The sequence below is a fragment of the Streptomyces sp. NPDC056738 genome, assembly GCF_042790435.1.
Classification (GTDB): Bacteria; Actinomycetota; Actinomycetes; order Streptomycetales; family Streptomycetaceae; genus Streptomyces.
In genome coordinates, this window is sequence record NZ_JBHTZF010000002.1 from 499,044 (window position 1) to 518,593 (window position 19,550).

Here is a 19,550-nt window from a genome sequence, read left to right on the forward strand (position 1 = left end):
GTCGTCGTGCCGTGGGGGCCGTCACACGTGACAGCGAGGGTGAACAAGCGCTTAGATAGTGACTCCGACCTCGTTCGCGCGTGCTGGAGGCCCCGTTGCTGTTCACATCCGTCGACGACGTCTCCGCACGCCTCGCCGACACGGGCTATCTGGCGTCGCCCGCCGTCGCCACCACGGTCTTCCTGGCCGACCGGCTCGGCAAACCCCTCCTGGTCGAGGGCCCCGCGGGCGTCGGCAAGACCGAACTCGCCAAGGCGGTCGCCCAGGTCGCCGGAGCCCGGCTCGTCCGCCTCCAGTGCTACGAAGGCGTCGACGAGTCACGGGCGTTGTACGAGTGGAACCACGCCAAGCAGCTTCTGCGCATCACCGCGGGCCGGGACGAGACGTGGGACGAGACACGCACGGACATCTTCTCCGAGGAGTTCCTGCTGCCGCGCCCGCTGCTGACCGCCATCCGCGGCGACGAACCGAAGGTCCTGCTGATCGACGAGACCGACAAGGCCGACATCGAGGTCGAGGGCCTGCTGCTCGAAGTGCTCAGCGACTTCCAGGTCACCGTCCCCGAACTGGGCACGATCACCGCGACCAGCCGCCCCTTCGTGGTGCTCACCTCGAACGCGAGCCGCGAACTGTCCGAGGCCCTGCGCCGCCGCTGCCTCTTCCTCCACATCGGCTTCCCCGACGAGGAGCTGGAGCGCAGGATCGTACGGCTGAAGGTGCCCGGACTCGACGAGGCGCTCACCGAGTCCGTCGTACGGGTCGTCGGGGCGCTGCGGGAGATGGACCTGCGGAAGGTCCCCTCCGTCGCCGAGACGATCGACTGGGCCCGCACCCTGCTCGCGCTGGGCGCCGCCACCCTCGACGAGAACGTCGTACGCGACAGCCTCGGCGTGATCCTCAAGCACCAGGACGACGTACTGAAGGCGGCGGCCAAGCTCGACCTGGGCGCCGTGTGAACGCCGCCGTGCCGGCGGACGGTGTCGGCGACCGGCTGACCGGACTCGTCGGCGCGCTGCGCTCGCACGGCGTGCGGATCGGCACCGGCGAGACCGTGGACGCCGCGCGGGCCGTGGCGGCGCTGGGCTTCGCCGACCGTGACCTGCTGCGCGAGGGCCTGGCCGCCACGCTCCTCCACGAACCGGGACAGCGCCGGGTGTTCGACCCCGTCTTCGACGTGTACTTCCCGCGCGGCGTGGGCGGGCCGGACAGCCCGGCCCCCGCGGACCGGGACGAGCTGCGTGAGCGTCTGGCGGCCGCCCTGGCCGCCGACGACCAGGCGCTCATGGGGCAGTTGGCGATCGAGGCCGTCGACGGTTTCGGCGGCTACGGAGGGACGACGGCGACGGACGGCTGGTCGTCGTACCAGACCCTCGACCGGCTGCGGCCGCAGACGCTGCTGGCCCGGGTGCGGGACACCGTCCGCGCGCGGGGCGGCGCGGAGGGATTCACCGACCGTCTCCTGGAGGACGAGATCCGCCGGCGGATCGAGGTGTTCCGCGGGCAGGTCGCGTCCGAGGCCCGGCGGCGGATCGCGGAGCGCCGCGACCGTGACGCGATCGCCCGGCGCGCCATCGCCCCGACCGCCGACCGCGTCGACTTCCTGTTCGCGGGCCGGGACCGGCTCGCCGAACTGCGCAAGGCCGTGCAGCCGCTCGCCCGCAAACTGGCCACCCGCCTCGCCGCGCGCCGCCGCCGCGCGCACCGGGGCACCATCGACCTGCGGCGCACCCTGCGCGGATCGCTGTCCACGGGCGGGGTGCCGATGCGCCCCGCGCTGCGCAGGCGCCGCCCGGTGCGGCCCGAACTGGTGCTGCTGTGCGATGTGTCGGGTTCGGTGTCGGGCTTCTCGGACTTCACGATGCTGCTCGTGCAGGCGCTGCACGACCAGTTCAGCAAGGTGCGGGTGTTCGCCTTCGTCAACCGGGTCGACGAGGTGACCGGTGTGATCGGACCGGGCACCGCCGACCCCGAGGGACTGAGCGCCCGGATCCGCGCCGAGGCGGCCATCACGGGCTGGCACGGGAGCAGCGACTACGGCGTCGCCTTCGGCGAGTTCGCCGAGCGGTACACCGGCGCGGTCGGCTCCCGGACGACCGTCTTCGTCCTCGGCGACGCCCGGACGAACATGAGCGACCCCAACCTGCCCGCCGTGCGGCGGCTCGCCCGGCAGGCCCGCCGCCTGTACTGGCTGAACCCCGAGGCACGCTCGCAGTGGGGGACGGGCGACTCGGCCGCTCTCGACTACGCCGGCCTCGTGGAGATGCACGAGTGCCGCAACGCCCGGCAGCTCAGCGCGCTGATCGGCAGCCTGCTTCCCGTCTGAACGGCTCGCGGTCCCGCCGTGCGGCGGCCTCAGCGCGCCAGGAGCCTGCGCAGCCAGACCAGCCGGGCGGCGCGGGCGGCCCGGGCGAGCCCGGTGTGCGGGGCGAAGGAGTCGAAGCCGTGGAAGCCCCCGGGCCACACGTGCAGCTCGGCCACCCCGCCCGCCTGCCAGATCCGCGACGCGTAGTCGACGACCTCGTCCCGGAAGGTCTCCGCGGAGCCGACGTCGAGGAAGGCCGGGGGCAGCCCGGACAGGTCCGAGGCACGCGCCGGGGCGGCGTAGGCGGGCACGTCCGGGCCACCGCGCGCCGCGCCCAGGACGGCCGTCCACGCGGTCTCGTTGGCCGTACGGTCCCACGCGCCGACGCCCGCCATCTGGTGCGCGGACACCGTGTCGTTGCGGTCGTCGAGCATCGGGTACATCAGGACCTGCCCGAGCGGCCGCGGCCCCTCACGGTCCCGGGCGAGCAGGGCGAGCGCCGCGGTGAGGCCCCCGCCCGCGCTGGCGCCCGCGATCACGATCCGCTCCGGATCGCCGCCGAGCTCCCCGGCGTGCCGCGCCGTCCACAGCAGACCGGCGTAGACGTCCTCCACCCCGGCCGGATACGGGTGCTCGGGTGCCAGCCGGTACTCCACGGACACCACGACCGCGTCCAGTTCCCTCGCCCACTCCAGGACGAGCTCCACCCCGGCCCGGTTGGTGCCGAGGACCATGCCCCCGCCGTGGGAGTGGTAGATCACCGGGCGCGGCCCGTGCCCGGCCGGTGCTCGCGGCCTGATGACGAGCAGCGAGATCTCGGGAGCGCCCTTCGGCCCCGGCACGGTCACATCCGTGGTCGTGAAGGCACCGCCGTCGGTGAGGTCGTACGCGGGTACGGCGGCCTGCTGTACGGCGCGCAGGGCGGCGATGTCCGCCAGGGTCGGCCCGGACGGTACGGAGGGCCCGACCGCCGCCAGCGCGGCGTCCAGTTCGGGGTCGAACGGGGGCGGTACCAACAGCATGACGTCTCCTCGCGCCGAGCCCGGCGGCTCACGGATCCCATGATCGGGCGCCGTGGTCCCGGGCCGGGAGCCGCCGTACGGCGGAACCTGCCCCCGGCCCGGCCGGTCATGCCCGCCGCGGTGACGCCCGGAGACGCCACCGAGGCGGACACGGGACCGGATCGCGCGGAAGAGGTCAGCCCACGATGCGGTGGGTCGTCCAGAACGACGTCAGGTCCGTGGTCGTGGCGGCCTGGGCGGCCGCCTTGAACTCGGCCGTGGTCGAGACGCCGTACCAGTGCGAACTGGCGTAGCTCTTCAGCAGGTTGGTCATGGCGGTGTCGCCGAGCACGCGCCGCAGGTCGTGCAGGGCGCACTTGCCGTAGCCGTAGACGACGGTGGAGTAGCGGGACGAGTGGGCGTCCCAGTAGGCCATCGAGTTGGTGATGTTCTCCGCGCTCGACGCCCAGGAGACGCTGCTCCAGCAGCTCGTTCCGGTCTTGCCCTGCGCCAGGTCGGTGGCGTAGTCGGTGAACGCCTCGTCGAGCCAGGGGCTGTTGTACTCGTCGTCACCGACGATCCCGTAGAACCACTGGTGACCGATCTCGTGGGTGAGCGCCGTGGTGCTGACCAGGTCCAGGACGAACCCGGGGTACTCCATGCCGCCGAACCAGTAGTTGTTGTCGATCACCGCGTCGAGCTCGCCGTACGGGTACGCGCCGAAGCGGGCGGCGTGGGCGTCCACCGCGGACTTGGCGGTGGAGAGCATCGACTGCGCGTCGGAGGAGCTGATGCCCGAGACGGAGTAGATGTTGATCGCGGTGCCGGCGGTGGAGGTGCCGGAGATCTTGGTGAACGGCCCGGCGGCCCAGGCGAAGTCACGGACCTTGGAGGCCGTGGCCGTGGTGACGGTACGGCCGCTCGAACCGGCGGTGTCGACCGAGGTGCCGGTGGCCGGGACGAGGAGGCTCGTCGGATGGTCGAGGGTCACGTTGAAGTCGGCGGCCAGGGAGTAGAAGGACTCGCCGTTGTTGGTGTACGGGTCCAGGTGCCAGCCGGAGCCGTCCTTGACCGCGAGCACGGGCAGTGCGTTGCCGATGTTGACGAAGGCTCCGTCGTACCCGAAGCGGTCGGCGCCGCTGGGCACGGTGATGGCCAGGTCGAAGCCGATCGTCGCGCTCTGGCCCTGGGCCAGCGGTGACGACAGGCTGATCTGGAGCGCGGTGCAGGCCACCGAGAGCGAGCCGGCGGTGCCGCCGGTGACGTTGCTGACGGTGATGGGCATCGCGGAGCAGGTGCCGTGGTAGTTGTCCCACAGCCTCAGGTACACCTCGCTGAGCGAGGTGGAGGAGGCGTTGGTGAAGGTCACGCTCTCGTGACCGGTCCAGCCCTTGCCGGTCGTGTTGCTGGTCAGGCTGACCGTGTACCCGGGGGAGGCGGGGGTACGGGTGGAGTCGGCCGGCGGGGTCGTGCCGCCCGAGGTGTTGAGGGCGATGTCGTCGAGGACGAAGCTCGACTGGAGGCTGGAGTCCTCCGTGCCGGTGAAGGCGAGGGTGACGGTCTGGCCGGCGAACGCCGAGACGTCGAAGGTCTTCTGGGCGTATCCCGAGGCCTTGTTGAGGTTCGAGTACGTCGCCAGGGTCGTGCTGCCGATCTTCGCCGTCAGCTTGTCGTAGGCCGTCGACGAGGTCGTCTCCGCCGTGTCGATGTGCAGCCAGAACGTGAGGCTGGCGCTGCTGCACCCGGACGGGATCGTGACGCTCTGGGAGAGCGTGTCGGTGTGGGTGCTGCCCACGCCGTCCAGCCAGGCGAAGGTGGTGCCGCCGTGGGCACTCTGGCCGGTGCGGCTGGTGATCACGGAGGTCGAGGACTGGGTCCAGGGCGAAGTGCCGCTCTCGAAGCCGCCGTTGGTCACCACCTGGGCGGGTGTGCAGGCCGCCGCGGCGGCCGGTGCGGTGCTCGTCTCGGCGGCCGCGGGGGTGCCGGGGAGCGAGACGGCGGCCAGGGCGGCGACGGTGATGACGCGCGCCGCCAGGGCCTTGAGGGGGGTCGGTCTCACACGAAACTCCTTTGAGGCGGCCGGGATTCCGGCAGCTCGGTGGCCGCCCGGGACGACTGGGGTGCGCCGCTGGGTGGCCGCGACCGCGCACGGGTGCGCGCGGTCGCCTGGTGAGATTTCCGTGCCGTCACCCTGGGGTCAGGGCGACGGCATCGGAAAGCCTCGCAGATTTGACCTAGACATGCCATCAATCCACGGCAAAGGAGAGTACGCGGGCCGCCGGGAACGGGTGTCGCCGCTAGACCCCCGGACGGCTCAGGGCGGGCGTCAACCGCGCCCAGGGATTGGGGAGTTCACCGGTCACCGGTCCGGCCACCGCCGCACCGCGCTCACGCGTGGTGCGAACGGCCAGCGGGACGAGCGCCTCGGGGACGCCGTAGACCAGATGACAGAACAGCTCGGGCGGGTGCCGCATGGTCCACGCGGGCCTGCTGAACGCCGACACGTAGGTGGACCAGTGGCCCTCGAACGTGACGAGCAGATCGGCGCAGCGGGCGTACCCCGGCACCGGGTGGACCCCCATGTTCAGCACGACCGGCGCCGCGCCGGTCCGGCGCAGCTCCCGTACCAGCCGCCGGCAGCCGGGCAGCGCCTCAGCGGTGGGCGCCACCCGGTCGAGGAAGCACCCCTGTGTTCCGTACCAGTCCCGGTGCCGCAGGACCTCGTCCGCGACGAGCTCCGGATCGCGGGCGCCGTAGTCGGTGTCGACGTAGCCGAGCAGCCGGGCGCCCGCCGAGCTCAGCGCGTCCGCCGCCGCGGCGAAGGCGGGATCGGGGCCCCGGCCCGGCCCGTCGGCCGGGTTGATGACGACCCCGTACGTCCGGTCGGCCGCCGCGATCAGCCGGTGCCAGGCGCCCGGGTCCTCGGCCGGGTGGACGTACAGCGGGATCAGCAGGTTCATGATGTGCGGTCGCCTCCGGCCCGCGGGAGCACACCGGTTCCCGTGGTGGCCGCCCAGAGCGCGGCCAGCGAGTCGTCGAGCGTCAGCTCCGGCCGCCAGCCGAGCGCCTCCCCGGCGGCGGTGATGTCGGAGCACTGCCACGACACCTCGCCCGAACGCGCGGAGCCCCCGCCGTTCTCCTCGACGCGGCCCCGGAACCCGGCGACGCGCGCCAGACCGTGGACCAGTTCGCGCACCGGGACGGCCTTGCCGCCCCCGATGTTGAGGACCTTCGGCAGCGGTCCGGGGGCGGTCGCGGCGGCCGCGGCCGCCCGTGCCACATCGCGTGCGTCCACGAAGTCGCGGTACGCCGAGAGATCACCGAGCCGGACGACCGCGTCCGGGTCGGGACCGGCCTCGCGGAACAGCCCCGCGATCCGGCCCGGCAGCCCCGTGGACGGTGCTCCCGGCCCCACCGGGTTGCCGACCCGCAGCACCACGGCGTCGAGACCGGAGGTGGTGACGGTGACCGTGCCCGCGAGTTTGGTGGCCCCGTACGGGGTGAGGGGGCAGGTGGCGGCGGACTCGGTGACGGCGGTGTCCCGGACGCCGGGACCGTACTCGGCGGCCGAACCCAGATGGACCAGCCGGGCGGCCGGCGCCGCCTCGCGCAGCGCGGCACAAAGAGCCGCAGGGCCACGGGAGTTGACCTCGGAGAGGGTCACGGCGTCGCCGCCGGTCGCGCCGGCGCAGTTGACGACGGCGTCGGGAGCGGCCGCGGCCAGGGCCGGGACCAGCAGCTCCCGGCGGGCCGTGGCCAGGTCGATGCCGAACTCCGCGGCGGGCGAGCGTCCGCCGCCGAGCACCCGCACGCCCGGGAGGGTGCGCAGGTGCTCGGCGACATGGCCGCCCAGATAGCCGGTGAAGCCCAGGACGAGAATGCGCATGCGGTGGTCAGGCTCCCTTGAGCAACAGCGACTTGCGGGTGGTGAACTCGGCGTTGGCCCGGTCGTAGTCGTCCGGGCGGCCGATGTCGAGCCAGTACCCGTCGAACGCGTAGGCGTGCGGCTCGCTGCCGCTGCGCAGCAGGTCGAGGACCAGCTCGTCGAAGCCCAGCGGCAGCCCCGGCGTGTACCCCTCGAGCGTGGAGCGCGACAGGCCGTACACGCCCATGGAGACGCGGTAGTCCATGCTCGGCTTCTCGGTGAAGGCGACCACCTTGCGGTCGTCGGTGGTCAGCACGCCGAAGTCGATGCGTACCTTGCGCGCGTACGTCGCGATGGTCAACGGCGCGCCCGAACCGCGGTGGCGCAGCAGCAGGTCGCCGTAGTCGAGGTCGGTGAGCACGTCGCCGTTCATCACCAGGAACGACTCGGGCAGCCGGTCGCGCATGGTGAGCAGCGGGCCCATGGTGCCGAGCGGGCTCTCCTCGGTGGAGTAGTCGATGGCCAGGCCCCACTGGGACCCGTCGCCGACGTAGGCGCGGATGATCTCGCCCAGGTGACCCACGGCGATGGTGCAACTCGTGAAGCCGGACGAGACGAGCTGGCGGAGGACGATCTCCAGGATCGCGTGCTGGTCGCCGATGGGAACGAGCGGTTTGGGCAGGGCGGTGGTGTAGGGCCGCAGCCGAACGCCCTTGCCTCCGGCCAGAATCACTGCGTGCATGGGGTGCGCTTTCCTTCGTGGGACGTGCCGACCGGGATCGGACGTCGCGAACGGTGAGAGGTGGTCGACGGTCAGAGGTGGTGAACGGTCAGATGTTGTAGATGCCGGTCTTGTAGCGGGCCAGGTTCGCCGGCTCACGGAAGAAAGCGACGGTCCGCGCGAGCCCCTGCTCCAGGTCGTGGGCGGGGCTCCAGCCGGTCGCCTCGGCCAGCCGGGTCGCGTCGGCGACCAGGCGCATCACCTCGGAGTTGGCCGGCCGGATGCGCCCGGTGTCCTCACGCACGTCGAGGGCGGTGTCCATCACCTTGCCGATCAGCGCCACCAGGTCGCCGACCGAGATCTCCCCGCCCGTACCGGCGTTGAAGGTCCTGCCCACCACCCGGTCCGCGGGCGCCGTGCCCACGGAGAGGAACGCCTGCGCGGTGTCCTCGACGAAGGTGAAGTCGCGGGTGGGCCGCAGATCGCCGAGGGTGATGACGCGTTCGCCCGCGGCCACCTGGCCGATGACGGTGGGGATGACCGCGCGCATCGACTGCCGCGGGCCGAAGGTGTTGAACGGCCGCAGCGTCACCACGGGCGTGTCGAAACTCGCGTGGTAGCTGTCGGCCAGCCGGTCCGCGCCCGCCTTCGAAGCGGCGTACGGGGACTGGGTGTTGATCGGATGGTCCTCCGTGATGGGCACGGTCCGGGCGGTGCCGTAGGTCTCGCTGGTGGAGGTGTGCACGAGCCGGGGTGTGCCGAGCGCGCGCACCGCCTCCAGCACGTTGAGGGTGCCGGTGACGTTGGTGTCCACATAGCTGTGCGGTGCCTGGTAGGAGTACGGGATCGCGATGAGCGCGGCCAAGTGGTAGACGCAGTCGGCGCCTTCGACCAGCCCGCGCACCGAACCCGGATCCCGGACGTCGCCCAGCACGATGTCCACCTGGTCCAGGACGTCGGGGTGCAGGGTCTCCAGCCAGCCGTACGAGGAGAAGGAGTTGTACTGCGCCATGGCCCTCACCCGGTGCCCTGAGGCGACCAGAGCCTCGGTGAGGTGGGAGCCGATGAAACCCTCGGCTCCGGTGACGGCGGCGAGCGGTTGGGTGGTCAACTCGATGGTCCTTCCGGTTGGTTGTTCGTGCGATGGATGATGCGGACGAAGGCACGGCGGCCCTCCGGATCCGTCCGGAAGGGCCGTGCGGGACGGTTCAGGCGTGCGGGGCCGGCCGCCCCAGCAGCCGTACGGCGCAGACCGCCAGACACAGGCAGGCCGCACCGCAGGACAGGGTCAGGACGTCCGCGCCCGGCGGGGAGCGGAGCACGGTGGCCGCGGCGGCACCGCCGGCCGCCGCCAGACAGACCACGGCCGGCTGCCAGGCGGCCCCGAACGCCTGGAGCAGCAACGCGGTCCACAGCGTGGCCGCGAGCAGCAGCAGCGGGGCCGGCTCCGCGCCGGTCAGCCGGGCGGCGGGCAGCAGCGGGAGCACGTAGAGCAGCAGACAGAGGCCGAGGACACCGGTCGAACGCAGCAGGAAGGCGGCCGGGGTCGCGGTGGCCCGCAGCACCGACACCGACAGGCCCCGGTACCGGTACAGCAGCCACTCCGCCGGTCCCATGCTGACGGTCAGCACGACCACGGCGTACGGCTGCTGCCGGCCCTCCAGCAGTACCAGCACCCCGGCCGACAGCCCGAACACGCCGTACGGCAGCGACCGCAGCAGCGACGGACGCGCCGCACCCGGGGCCGGGGACGCGGAGAGCGCCGACCGCAGCGCCCAGCCCGCCCCGGCGACCGAGCCGAGCACGGACAGCAGTGTCAGGGCGACACGGGGAAGGGGACCGGGATCCCACCAGGGCAGCGCCGCCGCGCCGGCGATCAGCGGGGTGAGGGCGGCCAGCAGCAGCCGCTCCCCGCCGAGGACGAGCAGCACCCCGGCCGCCGCGAGATACACCGACTGCGCCGCGGCGACACCGATCGCGGTGCCGGACCCGCCGGCCAGCGCCCCGGCTCCCGTCGCGGCGAGTGCGCCGAGGGGCGCCCCCGCGAGCAGGGTCCGGCCCGCTTCCCGGCGGCCGGTGGCCATCCGTACGTAGGCGCGGTGGCCGAGCGCCTGGCCCCAGGCCCAGGAGACGAGACCGGCCACCACCAGGACGCGGAGGTCGCGGCCCGCGTGCCACAGCGGCGCGGTCAGCAGGTAGGCGAGGCCCGGCAGAGCGAACAGCGCCCCGCGCAGCGCGCAGCGCACATGGTCCGGACGCCAGGGGTCGGCCGGTCGCGGCGGCTCCGGAAAGGTGCGCGGCACCCGCTCGTACAGCGCGGAGGCCAGCGAGAAGAGGTTCGGATGCCCGTAACGCTCCTGGATGACCTCGGCGGTCAGCCCCTCCGACTCCAGCAGGGCCGCCACCTCGTACGGGTGGACCGCCGGGCCGACACCGTCCGCCAGTTCGGCGGCGAGCCGGTCGACCGCGTCCCGCTCCGCGCCCCGGCCGGGAGCGGACCCGGCGGGTGCGCGCGGGGCGGCGAGCCGCAGGGACAGCGTGTCGCCGCCCGTGCCGCCCGGTTCCAGCGCCATCGGCCCGCTCATCCGACGAGACTCCTCGACCTGGACGCGGCCGCGAGACCGGCCGGTACCGGCGACGGGGCGCCGATCGGCGCGGGAACGCGCGGCGCGGTTGCCCCGAGCGTCGACAGTTCGAGGTAGATGGTCCGGAACGTGTCGACCGTCTGGCGCAGGGTGAACTGCTCGATGACACGCAGCCGGGCCGCCTCGCCCATCGCGGCCCGCCGCCCGGCGTCGCCGAGCAGTTCGAGGGCGGCGGCGGCCATGGCGGCCGGATCCCGTGGCGGGACGACGAGACCGCTGTCGCCGACCGCCTCGCTCACTCCGCCCACGTCCGTGGAGACGGTGGCCCGCCCGCACGACATGGCCTCGATCAGGGTGAACGGGAATCCCTCGCTGATGCTGGAGAGCATCACGACGCTGCCCGCCGCGTAGGCGTCCTTGATGTCGTCCACCCGGCCCTCGAACGTGACGGCCTCCGCCTGTCCGAGTTCGGCGGCCAGCGCCTCGCAGCGCTCGCGGTAGCCCTCGCCGCCGCGCGGGGTGCCGCCGAACAACCGGAGCCGCGCTTCGGGGAGTTGTGCCCGTACGAGCGCGAACGCCCGGATCAGGGTCTCCAGGTCCTTGATCGGGTCGACGCGCCCGGCCCAGCTCAGCGTCGGCCGCTCCGGCTCCGGGCCTGCGGGCGGGAAGGCGGCCGGGTCCACGCCGTTGTAGACGGTACGGATCGACTCGGGCGCGGCACCGCCCTGTTCCTCCCACAGCCGGTTGTAGCGGTTGCCCGGGGTGATCAGGGCCGCGCGCCGGTACGTCTCCTCGGCGAGCAGCCGGAAGAAGCCCAGCACGACCGCCTTGACCGGCCAGCGGTACGGGGCCGTGCGGTAGCCGAGGTAGCGCTCGCGCAGATAGACGCCGTGCTCGGTCAGCAGCAGTGGGACGCCGTGCCGTTCGAGCGCGGCGAGCCCCGGCAGGACGGCGACGCCTCCGCTGACGGCGTGCGCCACCCCGTGCTCGGGCAGCGGCGCGGTGAGCGGGCGCAGCGCGTGCTCCAGCAGGGCGGTCGCGGTGATCGCGTCGTACAGGGTCGGCCGGGCCTCGCGGACCGACAGGCCCGGACGGTTCCACACCGAGGTCAGGACGCCGATGGCCCGGTCGCCGCGCAGGAAGGAACTCAGCGTCCCGTCCGCCGCGGCCCGCGCCATCGCGTACAGGGCGGTGGCGAACCCGTCCTCGGCGCACGGATCGAGCAGGGAGGTCAGGAACTGTTCGTAGGCGGAGGCGAGTTGCCTGCGGCGGCGGCCGCGGGGTTGGCGGCCGGCGGGCGCGGGTCCCCACATGGGGACCGTGACGACGTCCGTGACCTGTGCGGGAACGTCCCACACGAGGGGTTCACGTCCGGTGCCGGTCACGGCGATGACGCCGAAGTCGAAGTCGGGCATGCCGTCGACGAGTTGGTCGCACCAGACACTGACACCGCCGTGACTGTGCGGGTAGGTGCCTTCGGTGAGCAGGGTGACGCGCGTCGTGCTGAGGCTGCGCGCGCCGCGGGGAACGTGCATGGATGTGCTCCACGGCCGAGGTTGGGGTGGTCGGGCCCGTCCCGTCCGCGACGGCGCGGACGGGATCTTCGGTCGGTGCGCGGCTCAGTTGTCCGGGCTGCAGGCGACCCGCGCGGGCACTCCCGTCGACAGGTCGTGGCCGGCGCGTACGCGCGCGGTGTTCGCGGGCGCCGGGCCGGCCGGCGGGCCGGACGAGGCGCTGAGCGCGCCGACAGTGGGCGCGGTCGCGCGAATGGTCCGCTTCATGCGGTGAAGTCCCCTCCCCGGGCAGGGGTGAGCACCGCTCCCGTGGAGCGGACCAACCCCCTGGCGTGACGCCACAGCCCCCCTCAGACGTGGTCGTCGACGCGTTCGTCGCGTCACATAGTGGTCCCTCTGTGGAGCTTTTGTGTGCTTGCCGAGGGACATGACGGAAAAGCGTGTCAATCGGAAGAGTGATCGCCGAGCACCGCGTCGACACCGCGTCCGTCACGTTGAGCTGTCATGTGATTACCCAGTGAAACGTTCCTGTGCCTGTCGGGACCGGGCCCGCATGGAACCGGAGCGGCCCGGTCCGCCCGGTGGGGGCGCCCGTGGTCCGCACCGGGGCGAGTTCCGGCTGAATCGTCGGTTTCAGGCCACCCCGAACCGGGTCTGTGAAGAATCCGCGGGCCGCGGGTGTCAGCGGCCGGGGAGAGGACACCCGTCCAGCTCTGGCGGAAAGAACGAGTTGGAGGATTTCCTCGTGAACGAGAACCTTTGGGGTTACGCCCCGACCAGCGGGCACACGCCCGACGCCGATCTCTCCGGGTACCGGGTGGAGGCCGCCGACGGCCGCATCGGCAAGGTCGACAAGCACTCCAACGTGGTCGGTTCTCAGTACATCGTCGTCGACACCGGCGTCTGGATCTTCGGCAAGGAGGTCCTGCTGCCCGCCGGGACGATCACGTCGATCAGTCATGAGGACAGGACGATCCATGTCGCCCGGACCCGGGACGAGATCAAGGCGGCGCCGGAATTCGACGAGGAGAAGCACCTCGGGGACCCGCACTACCGCGACCAGCTCGGCGGCCATTACGGCTCCGGCCACTGACGCGACGAAGGACCGCCGGTGCCGCCCGGATCAGGGGCGGTGCCGGCGGTCCTTCGCGTCCGTCGCTGTCCCGGGGACGGACGCGGGAACAGGGGACCCCGGCTGGACGGGGGAGACCAGCCGGGGCCGCTTACCTGGTGTGCGGAGGCCGCTCCGCGTCACATAGGGGGGAACATCCGGCCATACCGATCTATTCCACGCCCGCGTTCCGGGATCCCGGGAACCCGGCGTCCTGGTGTCCAGGAGTGGCCGGAAGGGCGCGGCGGGCGAGGCCGACCGCGGAGGCGCGGAGGGTGGTCACCGGCGTGCCCCCGCATCCGACGGGCGGGCCCGGCGGGAAGATCGGTCACGACCGGCTGCTCGGAGGATGGTGCCCATGACCGCGAAGCGCGGTGTGCCCGATGTCCTGATCGTCGGCGGCGGGCTCGCCGGTCTGGCGTGCGCCCGCGACCTCGCCGGGTACGGCTACGAGGTCCGGCTCCTCGAAGCCTCGGACGGGGTGGGAGGCCGGATGCGCTCCGACCTCCACGACGGCTTCGTCGTCGACCGCGGCTTCCAGGTCTTCAACACGTCCTACCCGCAGGTCCGGCGCAGGCTCACCCTGCGCGAGCTGCGGCTGCGGCCCTTCACGCCCGGCGTCCTCGTCCACACGGAGGACGGACCGCTCCGCTTCGACGACCCCACGCGCGGCCGCCGGCGCCTCGGCGACCTGCGTCCGGGACGCCTCGCGGGAACCCGTGACCTGCTCGCGCTGGCCGCCCTGTCCGGCCGGGACATGCTCGCCCCCGCCGGATGGCTCAAGCGCGGAGAGGACCGGACGACCCGTACCGCACTGGCCGCGGCCGGGTTCTCCGAGGAGTTCGTCGAACGGTTCTTCCGGCCCTTCCTGTCCGGGGTGTTCCTGGAGGACCAGCTCGAGACCTCCGGGCGGGTGTTCCATCTCGTCTGGCGCAGCATGCTGCGCGGCACCCTGTGCCTGCCCGGCGCCGGCATCGGGGCGGTGCCGCGCCTGCTGGCCGAGGCGCTGCCCCCGGACGCCGTACGACTCGGCACCCCGGTCACCCGGCTCACGGACGACGGGGTCGAGGTGGACGCCGGGGGCGAGATCGCCGCGCGGGCCGTGGTCGTGGCCACGGGCCCGGGACCGGCCGCCCGGCTGCTGCCCGGCCTCGGCCTCCCCGAGTACCGCGTCGTGACGACGTACTACCACGCGGCGACCCGGTCACCGCTGGCCGAACCCGTCCTGCTGACGGACACCAGAAGACGCTTCCTCAACACCTGCGTCCTGAGCGAGGTGGTGCGCGGATACGCCCCGCCGGGCATGTCGCTGATCGCCACCTCGGTCCTCGGGCACGACCAGGAGGGCCGGGAGACCTGGCTGCGCGACACGCTGGCCGAGGTGTACGGCACCGACACCGGCGACTGGGACCTGCTGACGGTCCGGACCGTTCCCGACGCCCTGCCGGCGATGCCGCCCCCGCAGCCGCTCGGCCGGACCGCCCGTGTGACTCCCGGCCGCTATGTGTGCGGGGACCACCGGGCCACGGGCTCGGTCCAGGGCGCGCTGGCTTCCGGAGCCCGCGCGGCCCGCGAGGTCGCGGCCGACCTGGCACGGTAGACCGCCGCCGACCCGGCTCACTCCGGACCGGCGGCCGTCCTGGCGCCACAGGCGGACCGGCGGCCGTCCTGAGACGGCGCACCCGCGTCAGGCGTCGTCCGGGCTCCCGCCGTCCGGGTCCTGGGTCAGTGTCTGTTCCGTCCAGATCGTCTTGCCCGGGGCGGAGTAGCGGATGCCCCAGTTGTGGCTCATCTGCGCGCAGATGAACAGTCCGCGTCCGCCCTCGTCGGCCGTGCGGGCGTGGCGCAGGCGCGGAGCCGCCCCGCCCGCGTCGCTGACCTCGCAGGTGAGCGTGGCGTCCTTGATGAGGCGCAGCCGGATCGGCGGCGCTCCGTAGCGCAGGGCGTTGGTCACGAGCTCGCTGACGATCAGCTCGGTGGCGAAGGCGGTCTCCTCGCCCACCCGCCATCCGCGGAGCCGTTCCTGGGCGTGGTGCCGTGCCGTCGCCGGTGCCGTGGGCAGGAAGTCCAGGTCCCAGGTGGCGACCCGGTCCGGCGGGAAGGCCCGGGTGCGGGCGAGCAGCAGGAGGATGTCGTGGTGGCCCGTCGTGTCGCGCATCCGGTAGAGGACGTCGTCCCGGATCTCGCCGAGGGGCCGGTCCAGACGGGTCAGCGCCTGACACAGGGGACCTTTCGTCCCGTCGCCGTCCGGGGTGTCGGGGCCGGGGAAGGACGTGGTGCGCAGCGCGAGCACGCTGCCGTCCCGCACGGGGACGGAGGCGGTGGCGAACGGGGGTCCGTCCCGGCTGCCCAGAAGGGGGCCGGTCGGGATCTGCGGCACGTGCACCACACCGCCGGGGTGGGCCACGACGGGCGCGGGGTGACCGGCGGAGGCCATGACGCAGGTCTCCTGGAGCGGGTCGTGGACCGCGTAGACACAGCCCGCCCTGAGGGGCTGCCGGCGCAGCGGGTCGCTCGCCGGCAGGGCCTCCCGCTCGTGGGCGAGCCGTACGACCGCGTCGTTGAGACGGGCGAGCAGTTCGTCGGGATCCAGATCGAGCGCCGCGAGCGTGTGGACGACCGTCCGGATCTGGCCCATGGCGGTGGCGGCGTCGATGCCGCTTCCGCTGACCTCCCCGATCACCAGGGCGGTGCGCGCCCCGGGCAGACCGAAGGCGTCGTACCAGGTGCCCGCTCCCGCGTCGGCCGGCACGTGCAGCGGCGCGAACTCCATGGCCGTCTGCGACGGGGGCTCGGGCGGCAGCAGATGGCGTTGCAGCGCCGAGGCGATCGTGTGCTCGCGGGTGTAGCGGCGGGCGTTGTCGATGCTCAGCGCGGTGTGCGAGGCCAGTTGCTCGGTGACGGCGAGGTCGTTCTCGTCGAAGACGTCGTACGGTCGTACGCGATAGAGGCTCAGCAGTCCGAGCACGGCGCCCCGCAGGGCCAGGGGAGCGGTGAGCAGCACCCGGGCCCCGGAGGCGCGGATGGCGCGGGCCCGCTCCGGATCGGCGGACAGCCAGGGCGTGTTCCGGTCCAGCGTGACGGCTCGGGGCCGGAGATCGCTGAGCACCTGGGAGTACGGCGTGGGTGTCGGCACGGCGCGGACGTCGCCGACCGGATGGGCCTGCGCCCGGTGGGAGGGGCCCTCGAGGCGGAAGGCCGCGCGGCGCAGCGGGATCTCGCGCCCGAGGGGGCTCAGCGGGGGGTCCTCGCCCCGCACCACGGCGTCGACCACCTCGACCACCGCGATGTCGGCGAAGCCGGGCACCAGCGCCTCGACCAGTTCCTGGCAGGTCGTGACGACGTCCAGGCTCCGGCCCACCCGTTCCCGTACCGACCCGAGCGCCCGGCTCCGCCGCTCGCTCCGCATGGACTCCGTGACGTCGGTCAGCGAGACGACCACGCCCCGCGCGTTCCTCAGCGGGAACGCGGAGATGTCCGCGAAGCGTTCCCGGGACGCGGCGTCCACCGGTTCGAGCTGTACGGCGTGGTCGGTGACCGGCGTGCCCTCCGTGAGGACGCCCCGCAGAAGGTCCTCGAACTCCTGGGGACGGGAGGGGCGGCACACGTCGCCGACCGGCCGGTCGAGGGCCTTGTCCGCCGTGACGCCGAGCAGCGCGCGGGCCGCCTCGTTGACGCTGAGGACGCGCAGCGCGGGGTCCAGGACGAGGAACGCCTCGTGCGTGTTGGCGTGCAGGATGTCGAACACCGCGGTCGGGGTGTCGAGGCGGGCCGCGTCGCCGTCCGCCTCGAAGACGCCCCAGGCGACCGTGCCGTCGGAGCGCGGCACCACCCGGACGCGGAGGTCGACCGGCTTTCCGTCGACGTCATGGATGACGAGCGGGCCGGAACCGGGCCCCGTGCCGTAGCCGGAGTCGCCGCCGGAGTTCCCGATGTCGGGCGCCACCAGGGCGAGGGCCGTACGCCCCACGGCCTCGGAGTCCGACCGCAGCCAGATCTCGCGCGCCCTGCGGCTCCACCGGAGGACGACGCCCGCGCCGTCGACGACCATCAGCGGGGTGGCTGTGCTCACCGGCCGTCACCTCCGCCGCGCCTCCGCCCGGACACCCCGTGTCCGGGGGCGCCGTGGACGGTCGATTCACCGGCGGAGACCATGTCGCAGACTGCGTCCCTTTCCATCCTTTTGACCCACAAAACCATCATTCTACGGTGCGGGGTGGGCGCCCGCCGGTGCGGCGGGGGGCTCGGGGGCCTGATCGGCGCCCGGCGGCAGCAGTGACCGCAGGGCCATGTCCGTCAGCCGGGCCTCCTGGGCGGCCCGGTCCGGCATCACCGCGCCGCGGAGCGGGCGTCCGGCGAGGAGCGAGATCAGCCACCAGGCGGCGGTGTCCGCGCCGATGTCGTCGCGGATGTCGCCGTCGCTCTGGCCGCGGCGCAGCAGGCCGGCGAGGGCTTCGGCGAAATTGCGGTGGATGTTCCGGGCGGCGTCACCGAGGGCCGGATCGTGGGCCAGCGCCGCCGCGTCGGCGAAGAGGAAGCCGTGGGCGCCGCGCTGGTGGAAGCGGTCCATGTGCGCCGGGTCGAGGAAGGCCGCCAGCACGTCGGGGACGGGGCGGCCGGTGTCCGCGGCCTCGGTCAGGAGTGCGGTGACCGCCGTGGTGACGTGGTCGAGGGCGGCCTGGTAGAGGGCGGACTTGGACCCGAAGTTCTGGAAGACCACCGGTTCCGTGACCCCGACGCGCCGGGCGATGTCGGAGACCTTGCCCCGTTCGTAGCCGGTCTCGGAGAAGACCTCGGTGGCCGCGGCCAGGATCGAGGCGCGCCGCTCGGCCGCGGGCATCCGGGTGCGCGTACGGGTCTTGCCCTGGTGGGCGGAGGTCTTCTCGGCGTCGGTCACACCGGCCATCGTAGGCCCCTTGCACACTTCCTTAGTTGTGACTAAGTTAGCCACGTACTTAGTCGCAACTAAGTTAAGGAGGGTGACCGGTATGTCCATCGGGCGCCTCATGCAAGGAAAGCCGCACGCGGACACCCCAGGGGTGACGATCGGAGCCCCGCGTTCCTACGAACTGTGCGGAGCGGTCTGCTTCGCGGGCCGGCGCAACCGCGCCTTCTCCCGGCTGGCGGTGCTGAGCGGGGCCGAGAGCGGGGACCGGGTGCTGGACGTGGGCTGCGGCACCGGGTATCTGACCCGGCGGATGGCCGCCGTCGCCGGGCCGCGGGGAACGGTGACGGGCGTCGACCCGTCGCCCTCGGTGCTCGCCTACGCGCGCCGCAGGAGCGGCGCCGGACGGGGCGCCGCGTGCACCTACCGGGAAGGCGTCGCGGAGGACCTGGGCTTCCCGGACGCGTCGTTCGACACCGTCGTCACCAGCCTGATGCTCCACCACCTGCCCGAGGGGCTCCGGCCGGCCGCACTCGAGGAGATGTGGCGCGTCGTGCGGCCGGGCGGACGCCTGCTGGTCGTCGAGTTCCGGCCGCCGCGCAGCGCCGTCGGGCGTCATCTGGTGCACGGCGGCCTGGGCCACGCCATGTCCCACAACCGGACCGACCTGCTGGACGGGCTCGTCACCGGCGCGGGCTTCGAGATCCGCGGCAGCGGCGACGTCCGCCCGTGGCTGACGTACGTCCAGGCCGTGCGTCCGGTCTCCCGGGAGCGGACGGACCGGTCGAGCCGCTGACGCGGACCGGCCGAGCCCGCGGCCCGCGCGCGGCTCCGGCCGACCGGGCCAACCGCGCGCGGCTCCGGCCGGGCCCGCCCCGTGGGGCGAACGCCGCCCGCCGTGGCGTCAGTCGTCGGCCATGGCCGACTCGGCCGAACTCGCCGCGGACTCCGCGTCGTCGACCAGTTTCTGCAGATGGGCGACATCCGTGGACGCCGGTCCTGGCGACGCGGGGGCCTGCCCGGTGTCACCGGAGCCGCCGCACGCGCTCAGGAGCAGCGCGGCCACCACCAGGGCCAGTGCCGCACGTCCCGCGCGCATCAGGAGCCGGCCCCGTCGTCGTGGCTCGCGCACCACTTCTGGACGTCCGCCAGATCCTTCTGGCGGCCCTCCAGAGTCGGGACGAGCGAACGGCGGAAGGTCAGCCGGTGGTCGAGATAGGTCTCGATCTGCGTGTCCCCCGCGGACTTGGCGTTGGCCACCCGCTGCTCCAGCCTGGCGATCGAACCGCGCTGCGAGGTGTCCCCGTTCAGCCGGCCGAGGATGCGGTCGATCCGCCGGTCGATCTTCGGCGCGCGCTTGCAGAGCGCCTTCGCGCCGTCACCCGTCGGTGCGCCCGAGGGGTGCGTCCCGGCGCTGTCGGCCGAGGCGGCCCCCGCGGCGCCGAGCAGCGCGCCCACCGCCATCAGCGCGACGACGGTCTTCCCGGCCCTCGGCGCCGTCGGCTTCCTCGATGTCCTCGTCATGCTGAACTCCTCTTCGTTCCGGGGCGGTTGCCCGCACGCCCG

Annotated in this window: 18 protein-coding genes; 5 read left to right on the top strand and 13 right to left on the bottom strand. The window is 73.2% G+C overall.

The window, feature by feature from the left end:
• Positions 1-98: 98 nt before the first annotated feature.
• Together ACFRIC_RS05910 and ACFRIC_RS05915 are read left to right on the top strand one after the other, a co-directional pair.
• Complete coding sequence (locus ACFRIC_RS05910) at positions 99-956, top strand: AAA family ATPase (RefSeq protein ID WP_382780834.1); 858 nt, start codon at positions 99-101, stop codon at positions 954-956.
• The gene (locus ACFRIC_RS05915) at positions 953-2,323 is read left to right on the top strand and encodes a VWA domain-containing protein (RefSeq protein ID WP_382779967.1); all 1,371 of its coding nucleotides are present in this window, start codon (positions 953-955) and stop codon (positions 2,321-2,323) included. Before ACFRIC_RS05910 ends, ACFRIC_RS05915 begins: the two co-directional genes overlap by 4 nt.
• A 29-nt stretch (positions 2,324-2,352) precedes the next feature.
• Here the strand turns inward: ACFRIC_RS05915 and ACFRIC_RS05920 are convergent, their stop codons facing one another.
• From ACFRIC_RS05920 to ACFRIC_RS05960, 9 genes are all read right to left on the bottom strand, one after another.
• Positions 2,353-3,324, bottom strand: coding sequence for an alpha/beta hydrolase (locus tag ACFRIC_RS05920; RefSeq protein ID WP_382779970.1), 972 nt, complete (start codon positions 3,322-3,324; stop codon positions 2,353-2,355).
• Positions 3,325-3,499: 175 nt separating this feature from the next.
• Complete coding sequence (locus tag ACFRIC_RS05925) at positions 3,500-5,362, bottom strand: M1 family aminopeptidase (RefSeq protein ID WP_382779972.1); 1,863 nt, start codon at positions 5,360-5,362, stop codon at positions 3,500-3,502.
• Positions 5,363-5,600: 238 nt separating this feature from the next.
• Positions 5,601-6,263, bottom strand: a complete 663-nt coding sequence (locus tag ACFRIC_RS05930; protein WP_382779975.1) for a spherulation-specific family 4 protein — start codon at positions 6,261-6,263, stop codon at positions 5,601-5,603.
• Positions 6,260-7,189, bottom strand: coding sequence for an NAD-dependent epimerase/dehydratase family protein (locus ACFRIC_RS05935; RefSeq protein WP_382779978.1), 930 nt, complete (start codon positions 7,187-7,189; stop codon positions 6,260-6,262). The genes ACFRIC_RS05930 and ACFRIC_RS05935 overlap by 4 nt, the downstream gene beginning before the upstream one ends.
• 7 nt (positions 7,190-7,196) lie before the next feature.
• On the bottom strand, positions 7,197-7,910 hold the full coding sequence (locus ACFRIC_RS05940) for a sugar phosphate nucleotidyltransferase (protein WP_382779981.1): 714 nt from the start codon (positions 7,908-7,910) through the stop codon (positions 7,197-7,199).
• Between the two features lie 88 nt (positions 7,911-7,998).
• Positions 7,999-9,000 (bottom strand): SDR family NAD(P)-dependent oxidoreductase, encoded by a 1,002-nt coding sequence (locus ACFRIC_RS05945; RefSeq protein WP_382779984.1) that lies wholly within the window; start codon positions 8,998-9,000, stop codon positions 7,999-8,001.
• A 97-nt stretch (positions 9,001-9,097) separates the two neighbouring features.
• Positions 9,098-10,474 (bottom strand): hypothetical protein, encoded by a 1,377-nt coding sequence (locus ACFRIC_RS05950; protein ID WP_382779987.1) that lies wholly within the window; start codon positions 10,472-10,474, stop codon positions 9,098-9,100.
• Positions 10,471-12,009, bottom strand: coding sequence for a GT4 family glycosyltransferase PelF (gene pelF, locus ACFRIC_RS05955; protein WP_382779990.1), 1,539 nt, complete (start codon positions 12,007-12,009; stop codon positions 10,471-10,473). Before pelF ends, ACFRIC_RS05950 begins: the two co-directional genes overlap by 4 nt.
• 84 nt (positions 12,010-12,093) lie before the next feature.
• The gene (locus tag ACFRIC_RS05960; protein WP_382779993.1) at positions 12,094-12,255 is read right to left on the bottom strand and encodes a hypothetical protein; all 162 of its coding nucleotides are present in this window, start codon (positions 12,253-12,255) and stop codon (positions 12,094-12,096) included.
• 478 nt (positions 12,256-12,733) lie between these two features.
• Here ACFRIC_RS05960 and ACFRIC_RS05965 point away from each other — a divergent pair, with 478 nt between their 5' ends.
• Positions 12,734-13,081: a PRC-barrel domain containing protein gene (locus ACFRIC_RS05965; RefSeq protein ID WP_382779996.1), complete on the top strand. Its 348-nt coding sequence runs from the start codon at positions 12,734-12,736 to the stop codon at positions 13,079-13,081.
• 376 nt (positions 13,082-13,457) lie between these two features.
• A complete protein-coding gene (locus ACFRIC_RS05970; RefSeq protein WP_382779998.1) occupies positions 13,458-14,699 on the top strand; it encodes an NAD(P)/FAD-dependent oxidoreductase in 1,242 nt (413 codons plus the stop codon).
• 87 nt (positions 14,700-14,786) lie between these two features.
• On the opposite strand, the gene ACFRIC_RS05975 is transcribed toward ACFRIC_RS05970, so the two are convergent.
• Together ACFRIC_RS05975 and ACFRIC_RS05980 are read right to left on the bottom strand one after the other, a co-directional pair.
• Entirely contained in the window at positions 14,787-17,171 is a 2,385-nt protein-coding gene (locus ACFRIC_RS05975; RefSeq protein WP_382780001.1) for a SpoIIE family protein phosphatase, read from the bottom strand.
• A gap of 132 nt (positions 17,172-17,303) precedes the next feature.
• Positions 17,304-17,996 carry a TetR/AcrR family transcriptional regulator gene (locus tag ACFRIC_RS05980; RefSeq protein ID WP_382780004.1) on the bottom strand — a complete coding sequence of 231 codons (693 nt, stop codon included), beginning with the start codon at positions 17,994-17,996 and terminating at the stop codon, positions 17,304-17,306.
• A 91-nt stretch (positions 17,997-18,087) separates the two neighbouring features.
• On the opposite strand from ACFRIC_RS05980, the gene ACFRIC_RS05985 reads away from it, so the two are divergent.
• The gene (locus ACFRIC_RS05985; RefSeq protein ID WP_382780007.1) at positions 18,088-18,780 is read left to right on the top strand and encodes a class I SAM-dependent methyltransferase; all 693 of its coding nucleotides are present in this window, start codon (positions 18,088-18,090) and stop codon (positions 18,778-18,780) included.
• Positions 18,781-18,888: 108 nt separating this feature from the next.
• Here ACFRIC_RS05985 and ACFRIC_RS05990 read toward each other — a convergent pair whose 3' ends face one another.
• Together ACFRIC_RS05990 and ACFRIC_RS05995 are read right to left on the bottom strand one after the other, a co-directional pair.
• Positions 18,889-19,083, bottom strand: a complete 195-nt coding sequence (locus tag ACFRIC_RS05990) for a hypothetical protein (protein WP_382780009.1) — start codon at positions 19,081-19,083, stop codon at positions 18,889-18,891.
• Positions 19,083-19,508, bottom strand: a complete 426-nt coding sequence (locus ACFRIC_RS05995) for a hypothetical protein (protein ID WP_382780011.1) — start codon at positions 19,506-19,508, stop codon at positions 19,083-19,085. The genes ACFRIC_RS05990 and ACFRIC_RS05995 overlap by 1 nt, the downstream gene beginning before the upstream one ends.
• Positions 19,509-19,550: the final 42 nt, after the last annotated feature.